This is a genomic window from Radiobacillus sp. PE A8.2 (assembly GCF_045635475.1).
In the GTDB taxonomy this organism is placed as follows: Bacteria; Bacillota; Bacilli; order Bacillales; family Amphibacillaceae; genus JBJGXI01.
In genome coordinates, this window is record NZ_JBJGXI010000058.1 from 22,155 (window position 1) to 29,532 (window position 7,378).

Genomic DNA, 7,378 nt, shown 5'->3' on the forward strand with positions numbered 1-7,378 from the left:
AACATTAAAGGAGCGTATATATAGATGGACTATGATGTTATTATAGTAGGCGCGGGCTCGATGGGCATGGCTGCAGGCTATTACTTAGCAAAACAAGGGAAGCGTGTATTATTAATTGATTCCCATAATCCTCCGCATGCTGAAGGATCTCACCATGGGGAAACAAGAATTATACGACATGCTTATGGTGAAGGGGAAAGCTATGTTGAAATGGCTTTACGTGCGCAAGAGCTATGGTATGAACTTGAGGAGCAATCTGACGAGAAGATTTTTATTCCTACTGGAGTTATTAATGTTGGAAAACCAGAATCAACCTTTATTCAAAACGTGATTCGTAGTGCCAATAGTTATTCCTTGAATGTAGAGCAATTAACTGCCGATGAAATTAATCAACGTTGGACTGGCTTTCGTGTGCCAGAAGGATATGTGGGCTGTTTTGAGGTAGATTCAGGAGTATTAATGAGTGAGAATTGTATTAGGGCGTTCCGTAAACAAGCAGAAGCACATGGTGCAGTGCTTAAGGTTAATGCCCCCGTAACATCGATCTCTATTTTTGAAAATAGTGTAAAAGTGGAAACAGCTGAGGAAAGCTTTACGGCAGAATCTTTAATCATGACGCCTGGAGCAGGTACAAGAATGCTTCTTCCATTAGTAAAGTTGGAATTACCACTGCAAGAGGAGCGAAATACATTCTCTTGGTTTGACACAGACGAAAGTATCTACAATGCGACTGCGTTTCCGGCCTTTTCATTTGAATTACCAACGGAAACATATTACGGATTTCCAAGCATTGATCAAGCAGGTGTCAAAATAGGGCGACACGATGGTGGGATTCCAAGAGATATGAGCCAACCGTTAGATGAATTTGGCACATATGAACAAGATGAGCGAGATGTAAGTCGTTATGCTGAACGGTGTATGCCAAAAGTTGGTGCCCATAATATCGGTAGGGCATGTACGTACACGATGACTCCAGACGGGGATTTTATCATTGATAAGCACCCTGATCATGAGCATGTTATTATTGCTTGCGGATTTTCAGGACATGGATTTAAATTCAGTAGTGTGATCGGAGAGATTTTAAGCCAATTGGTGACGGGAAATCGTGAAACAGCATTAGATATTAGTCCTTTTTCTATAAAAAGATTTCCAAAATAATGTAAATATTACCGTTATTTGATATTCGCAAAGTTTGTCTAATATTGTTGACAAGTTTGCGGCAACACGATATGATGTGAAAATATTAACTAAATAGTATGCTTATCAAGAGTGATTGAGGGACAAGGCCCAATGACATCCAGCAACCTTCTTTAAAGAAAGGTGCTACATCCTACAGAAGATTTTTTCTGAAAGATAAGGTTTTTATAAAATAAAGAGCCTCTTTCAATTGAAATGGGCTCTTTTTTATACTGGAATAATCGTCAGAACGACTGTTGCTTCAAAACATAAAGTAAACGGGGATGTTTAAGTGGGAGTCTACGGACGCTAATACAGTGCTGAACTGCAGCGTTTGAGAAAGCAAAGGAGTAGAGTTATATGTTAGTACTTGAAGGAATTCGGAAGGTTTACGGTGAGGGTGGAGAAAACCCCGTTGAAGCTTTAAAAGATATAAACCTCGAGGTGAAAAAAGGCGAAATATTCGGTGTTGTCGGCTATAGCGGTGCAGGTAAGAGCTCGTTGATCCGTTGTGTAAATTTATTGGAAAAGCCTACCTCGGGAAAAGTGAAAGTGAACGGAATTGATCTAACAAAATTATCTCCTAAAAAGCTAAGAGCGGAACGTAAGAAAATAGGGATGATTTTCCAACAGTTTAATCTTTTACATTCGAAAACGGCGTTTGGAAATGTTGCTATGCCACTTATTTTAGAAGGCTATAGCAAAGATGAGATTGAGAAAAAAGTAACGAAGCTTCTCTCTTTTGTAGGTCTAGCAGATAAAGCAGATCATTATCCTGAGCAACTTTCCGGTGGACAGAAGCAAAGAGTTGGTATTGCTAGAGCGCTAGCAACCGATCCACACGTATTATTGTGTGATGAGGCTACTTCGGCACTTGATCCAGATACAACGAACAACGTGTTAGAACTGTTAAAGCAGGTTCGTGAAGAGTTAGGTATTACGATTCTATTAATCACCCATGAGATGAACGTGATTAGAGACATTTGTGATCGCGTAGCCGTGCTAGATGGTGGCGTAATTGTGGAACAGGATACTACTATTAATTTGTTTACTGAACCGAAAACAGCGATAGCTAGGAGCTTTGTTCGGACCGTATTAAATGATGCGTTACCAGAAGCAACTTTAAGAAAAGTTTTAGAAAAAAGTGCTTCTAATTCTGTATATCGAATTCTGTATAAAGGGGAATCTGCTAATGATCCATTACTTTCTGATGTTGCTAAGAATTTCAGCGTAGATATTAACGTCATCTATGGAACAATTACAGAACTTCAAGGACAGCCGTTTGGTAATATTATTGTGGAATTGAACGGGGAAGCAAGTGAGATTACTAAAGTCGTTGACTTTATTAAAGGGAAAAAGGTGACGATTAAGGAGGTAGTGCCAGATGCAGTTTGATTGGGCTTGGTTTTGGCCTGAATTATTAGGGTCTCTTAATGAAACATTGTATATGATCATCGTCACTTTCCTAATTTCAATCTTAATCGGGATCCCACTCGGAATCATTTTAGTTGTTACGAGGGAACAGGGCATTTTAGAAAATAAAGCTGTATTTAAAGTGTTGAATGTTATTGTAAATGTACTCAGGTCGATTCCATTTATTATCTTAATCGTTGCAATCATTCCATTTACGCGATTCATTGTAGGAACATCAATCGGTACAACTGCAGCGATTGTTCCATTAGTGTTTTATACAGCACCGTATATTGGTAGATTAGTGGAAAACTCATTATTAGAAGTTGGTTCAGGTACGATTGAACTAGCACAAGCGATGGGGGCAACACCTTGGCAGATTATTTGGCGGTTTTTATTGCCAGAAGCTCTAGGATCGTTAATTCTATCATTAACGATCGCGATTATTGGTTTAATTGGTGCAACAGCAATGGCTGGTGCTGTAGGTGCAGGGGGTATTGGTGACTTAGCTATCTCGTACGGTTACAACCAATTCCAAACAGAAGTGATGATTATTACGGTTATTATCCTTGTGATTATGGTTCAACTTGTGCAGTCACTAGGCAACTATTTTTCAAGAAAAATAAGAAGATCTTAATGTGTTAGTTTCAGGGTGTATTTCGGTCACTCTATTATAAAAATTACAACAAGAAGGAGAAAGACGATATGAAGAAAACTTTATTTGCGTTTGCAGCATTATTACTATTTATTATTGCAGGTTGTGGATCTGACAGCGAAACTGTTAAAGTCGGAACAACTACAGCAGAAACACCAACATGGGAGCTTGTGAAAGAATTAGCGGCAGAAGAAGGTATTGAAATTGAAATCATTCAGTTTAGCGATTATGTGCAACCAAACATTGCATTAGACAATGGTGAAATAGATTTAAATGCTTTCCAAACAATTAGTTACTTTGAATCTTTTATTGAAGAACGCGATTTAAACTTATCTGCAATTGGTACCACGCCAATCTGGCCGATGGGTATTTACTCTGAAGAAGTAGAAGCGTTAAGTGACATTGAAGATGGTGCACAAATCATCGTTCCAAAAGAACCAACAAACTTAGGAAGAGCGTTAATGCTCTTGCAGAAAGCAGAATTAATTTCACTTGAAGAAGGCTTTGAAGGTGCTGGTGGTTTAGAAGCTATTGCGGAAAATCCAAAGAACTTAGACATTGTCCCGGTAACTGCTGGCCAAACTGCTCGTGGCTTACAAGATGCTACAGCAGCATTGATCAACTCTGATGTTGCAATTGCGGCAGGTTTAAATCCAACGAGTGATCCAGTATTCCGTGAAGACGATCAAAACGTACCATATATTAATATCATCGCTGCACACACAGATCGTAAAGATGAAGAAGCATTACAAAAGATTGTAGAAATCTATCATTCAGATGAAGTGACAAGCTTTATCGAAGAACAATTTGATGGAGCAGCTGTTCCAGTAATCCGACCAATTGAAGAAGTGATAGGAGAATAATGAAAAGGAACCCAGTGGGGTTCCTTTTTAATAGAATAAGAAATATATAAATCTGTACAAGTGTCTAGCTCCGAGCGCCAGAAACGTAGCGACTTCACGAATCGCCTTACGATAAGTCATCATTGATTCAGGTTTTATGGAAAGTCGACTAAAAGCGGACTTGTCGTCCAACGTCGACATCCCCCTTTTGCAGGGGCATGATTCCTTTATCTCAGTCGATTCGCTCCAGTCGCTAGGTTTCTGAGCGGCGCACTGCGCTTTTCTAATTTAAGAAGCAGGAAATTTGCGCTTTTTCCATATAGAACCAAAAAATCATATGGAAAAATGTTCACATGGAAGGTCTGCACTCTATCTTATCCTACCTGCTTTTGTTTCAGTTGATCAACTTGTTTGCTAGGATAATTAACTGCTATAATCCCCATCGCGACCATCATAATCGCTAGTATAATTGAAACATTCAAGTTTTCCCCAGGTACAAAAATGGAGGAAAGGCTAGTACCGGCAACAGGTGATACGAATTTGTATATACTGATTTCACCGGCATGATTATATTTCAATAAAGAGTACCAGAGACCGAATGCTGCCGAAGAAAGTAGGGCCAAATAAATCAATAATCCCCATCCTAAAGGTGAAAAAGTGATAGCATCCTTGCTAATCTGTGGCACTCCGATAACAAGCATGAGAATTGCACCTAAACTCAATTGCCAACCAGTAACTGCAAATGGATGGATGCCTGTCGCAAGCTCTTTTGCCATAATTGTTGCAACTGCTGTGGTAACGCCAGAAAGAATCATGAATCCTTCTCCATCCCAATCAAAGCTAAGTCTTAACTCTTGCCCCCAATTGGCAATAATAATGCCAATAAAACCTGCAGTCAGTCCTATCGATTTTTTCCAATTCAAGCGATCATTTTTGTAATAATAGTGTGCCAGAATTACGGTGAAGAATGTTCCACTGGCTGCTAGGATCGAACCTTGCATCCCAGTTACTTTTGCCAAACCATTATAGAAGAAAAAGTACTGTAATGCCGTCTGTACAATACCTAATATAACCAGAACAAACAATTGCCTTCGAGTTATGAAAATTCGTTTTGGATTGATTATTAATAAGATTGCTAATACGATCACGCCCGCAAGTAAGAAACGAATGCCCGCAAATACAATTTTTGCAATGATGTCATCTGGAGCCATCTGCAGTTCTTCGTAACTAATTTTTAGCACGGGAAAGGCGCTTCCCCATAAGACAGAACAGAGGACAGCAATACTTATGACTGACCACTTTGTTTGAAATAAACCCTTCAACCAATTCATCTCCCCAAATATAGATAAGTGAAATAAGTATATCGTATGACACCTTTGACCGTTTAGCAAAAGAAATGATTGAAGGGATTATCTGGTTTGGAGCAAACGATTATAAATAGGAGGTTAAAAAGAAAATGATTTAGTAAACGAAATAACTAGAAAAATCACAATATAATTGGCATTGAAAAACGCTCAGAAATTATTAATCTCTGGGCGTTTCTTTCGATTGTCTTCTTCAACTAAAAAACAACAGCTATCTTAAAAAAACATAGAACAAAGAAGTTATCCTTCTCGCAAACCTAAGTATCTTCTTTCTTTGTCATTGACTTGCACAATATAGATGTCCCCTTTTTCGACTGGTTCATATATTTTAGTGCCGACTGGTAGTTTTGAGGCAGTAAAATTCTCAAATTCATCGCTTTCTTGTGTTTGTTTTTTAATCTCACCGATGTCTTTACCTAAAGTCAATTCCATCTCATTAACCCACTCAATATCTTCTGCATTACTATATACGACACCATTTAAGACAAAAATATCTGCATCATTATTTTTTGTTAAAATTTCTTTCACAGTTGGATTTCCGATATCACTTTCATTGATTCCATTTGTTTGATTATTACAGGCTACTAGTACAATCGATGAAAGAAGAACAAGAAATAACATTCTTTTTATCATTCCAATACCCCCTTTTAGATAATAGACGGAAATATAAGGTTTTAAGTTTCTATCTGAGGGAGCTTAAGTGCAATTTTACAAATTTTTATTTGTCTTTAATGCTAAAAGCTGCAATAAAAATAATCAATTGCGTCACTATATAATCTCATTGATGAATACAGGTTCATCTTTTGAGACCACTTGAAACAGATGACACAGTTTTTGCTTATTAAAATGAAACAATTTTTCGCTACAACACAATCATTAAATTCCCTTCTCTTATTTGCAATAGCTTTTGCTTCAACTCATTTTCCATCGAACTAATTTCTTGCTGCGCTTCCAGGCGTTTTCTTCGTCCGTCGTCTTGTATTTTTAGTACTTCATCAAGTGTAGAAACCAAACTTTCTTGTGTTGTTTTAACGTTTCAATATCAACAAGGCCCCGTTCGTTTAACTTGGCTGTTTCAGTCGTGTTTGTTTTTAACATTTCGGCATTTTTTAGTAAAAGTTCATTGGTTGTTATGGATACCTGTTTCTGAGCCTCAACCGCATGCTGTTGTCGGAACATCGTAAGAGCGATCGCTACTTGATTTTTCCATAATGGGATTGCTGTTAATATGGAGGATTGAATTTTTTCCACTAGAACCTAGCTTGTATTTTGGATTAGTCTTATTTGTGGTGCACTTTGAATCGTGATTTGCCTCCTTAATTTCAAATCATACAGTCGTTTTTCCAAACGGTCCGTAATTGTATGAGATCATTTACTTCTTGATACTTCATTTGATCATTTGTACTTTCGGCAGCTTTCCTCAGAGCAGGTATTTCCTTTTCTTGTATCTCATCAAGCTTCAGTTCTCCAGCGACAATGTAGATATTCAGCCCTTTGAAATATTCTTTGTTATTTTCATAAAGTTTCTCTAACATCGCTATATCAGATAATAGTACATCTTTATTTCGCTCTAGTTTTACACTTATAGGGTCAATTTGTACGCCAGTTTTTTGGTATTTTGAGAGAACTTCTTGCGCAGAGCTAGATAGCTTCCCGAATATCCGTTTTAAAACGTTTTGTTTCTCAGAATTCAAATCGTCTGGATTCATGAATTTTTTTTAGCCGCAGAGAGTTCATCAGTTATGTTAGAGCAGCTAGTAATGTCAGTGAATAATAGAAGATCCTATTGGATAGAACTCTATAAGATGTTATTATTCAATAACATAACCATATAGAGCTAAAGTCTACTTAAGTGAGAATAATAGAATATTACAGAACTTAAGAGCGAGAAAGCCCACTTCTTCAGATGTGGGATGAATCGCTCTTTTTTG

Annotated in this window: 6 protein-coding genes, 1 pseudogene and 1 riboswitch; of the genes and pseudogenes, 4 read left to right on the top strand and 3 right to left on the bottom strand. The window is 37.7% G+C overall.

What is annotated here, in order from left to right:
• Positions 1–24 precede the first annotated feature (24 nt).
• The 4 genes from solA (at position 25) to ACI6MV_RS21935 (ending at position 4,104) form a co-directional block, all read left to right on the top strand.
• The gene (solA, locus tag ACI6MV_RS21920; protein ID WP_407272466.1) at positions 25–1,158 is read left to right on the top strand and encodes an N-methyl-L-tryptophan oxidase; all 1,134 of its coding nucleotides are present in this window, start codon (positions 25–27) and stop codon (positions 1,156–1,158) included.
• A 99-nt stretch (positions 1,159–1,257) separates the two neighbouring features.
• Positions 1,258–1,360, top strand: a riboswitch (SAM riboswitch).
• A 176-nt stretch (positions 1,361–1,536) separates the two neighbouring features.
• A complete protein-coding gene (locus ACI6MV_RS21925) occupies positions 1,537–2,571 on the top strand; it encodes a methionine ABC transporter ATP-binding protein (protein WP_407272467.1) in 1,035 nt (344 codons plus the stop codon).
• Positions 2,561–3,223 carry a methionine ABC transporter permease gene (locus ACI6MV_RS21930; RefSeq protein ID WP_407272468.1) on the top strand — a complete coding sequence of 221 codons (663 nt, stop codon included), beginning with the start codon at positions 2,561–2,563 and terminating at the stop codon, positions 3,221–3,223. Before ACI6MV_RS21925 ends, ACI6MV_RS21930 begins: the two co-directional genes overlap by 11 nt.
• A 68-nt stretch (positions 3,224–3,291) precedes the next feature.
• Positions 3,292–4,104, top strand: a complete 813-nt coding sequence (locus ACI6MV_RS21935; protein ID WP_407272469.1) for a MetQ/NlpA family ABC transporter substrate-binding protein — start codon at positions 3,292–3,294, stop codon at positions 4,102–4,104.
• Between the two features lie 353 nt (positions 4,105–4,457).
• Here the strand turns inward: ACI6MV_RS21935 and ACI6MV_RS21940 are convergent, their stop codons facing one another.
• The 3 genes and pseudogenes from ACI6MV_RS21940 to ACI6MV_RS21950 all read right to left on the bottom strand — a co-directional run.
• The gene (locus ACI6MV_RS21940) at positions 4,458–5,405 is read right to left on the bottom strand and encodes a DMT family transporter (RefSeq protein ID WP_407272470.1); all 948 of its coding nucleotides are present in this window, start codon (positions 5,403–5,405) and stop codon (positions 4,458–4,460) included.
• Positions 5,406–5,687: 282 nt separating this feature from the next.
• Positions 5,688–6,080: a hypothetical protein gene (locus ACI6MV_RS21945; protein ID WP_407272471.1), complete on the bottom strand. Its 393-nt coding sequence runs from the start codon at positions 6,078–6,080 to the stop codon at positions 5,688–5,690.
• A 229-nt stretch (positions 6,081–6,309) separates the two neighbouring features.
• Positions 6,310–7,156: pseudogene (locus ACI6MV_RS21950) on the bottom strand (toxic anion resistance protein); the annotation flags it as partial.
• Between the last annotated feature and the right edge of the window lie 222 nt (positions 7,157–7,378).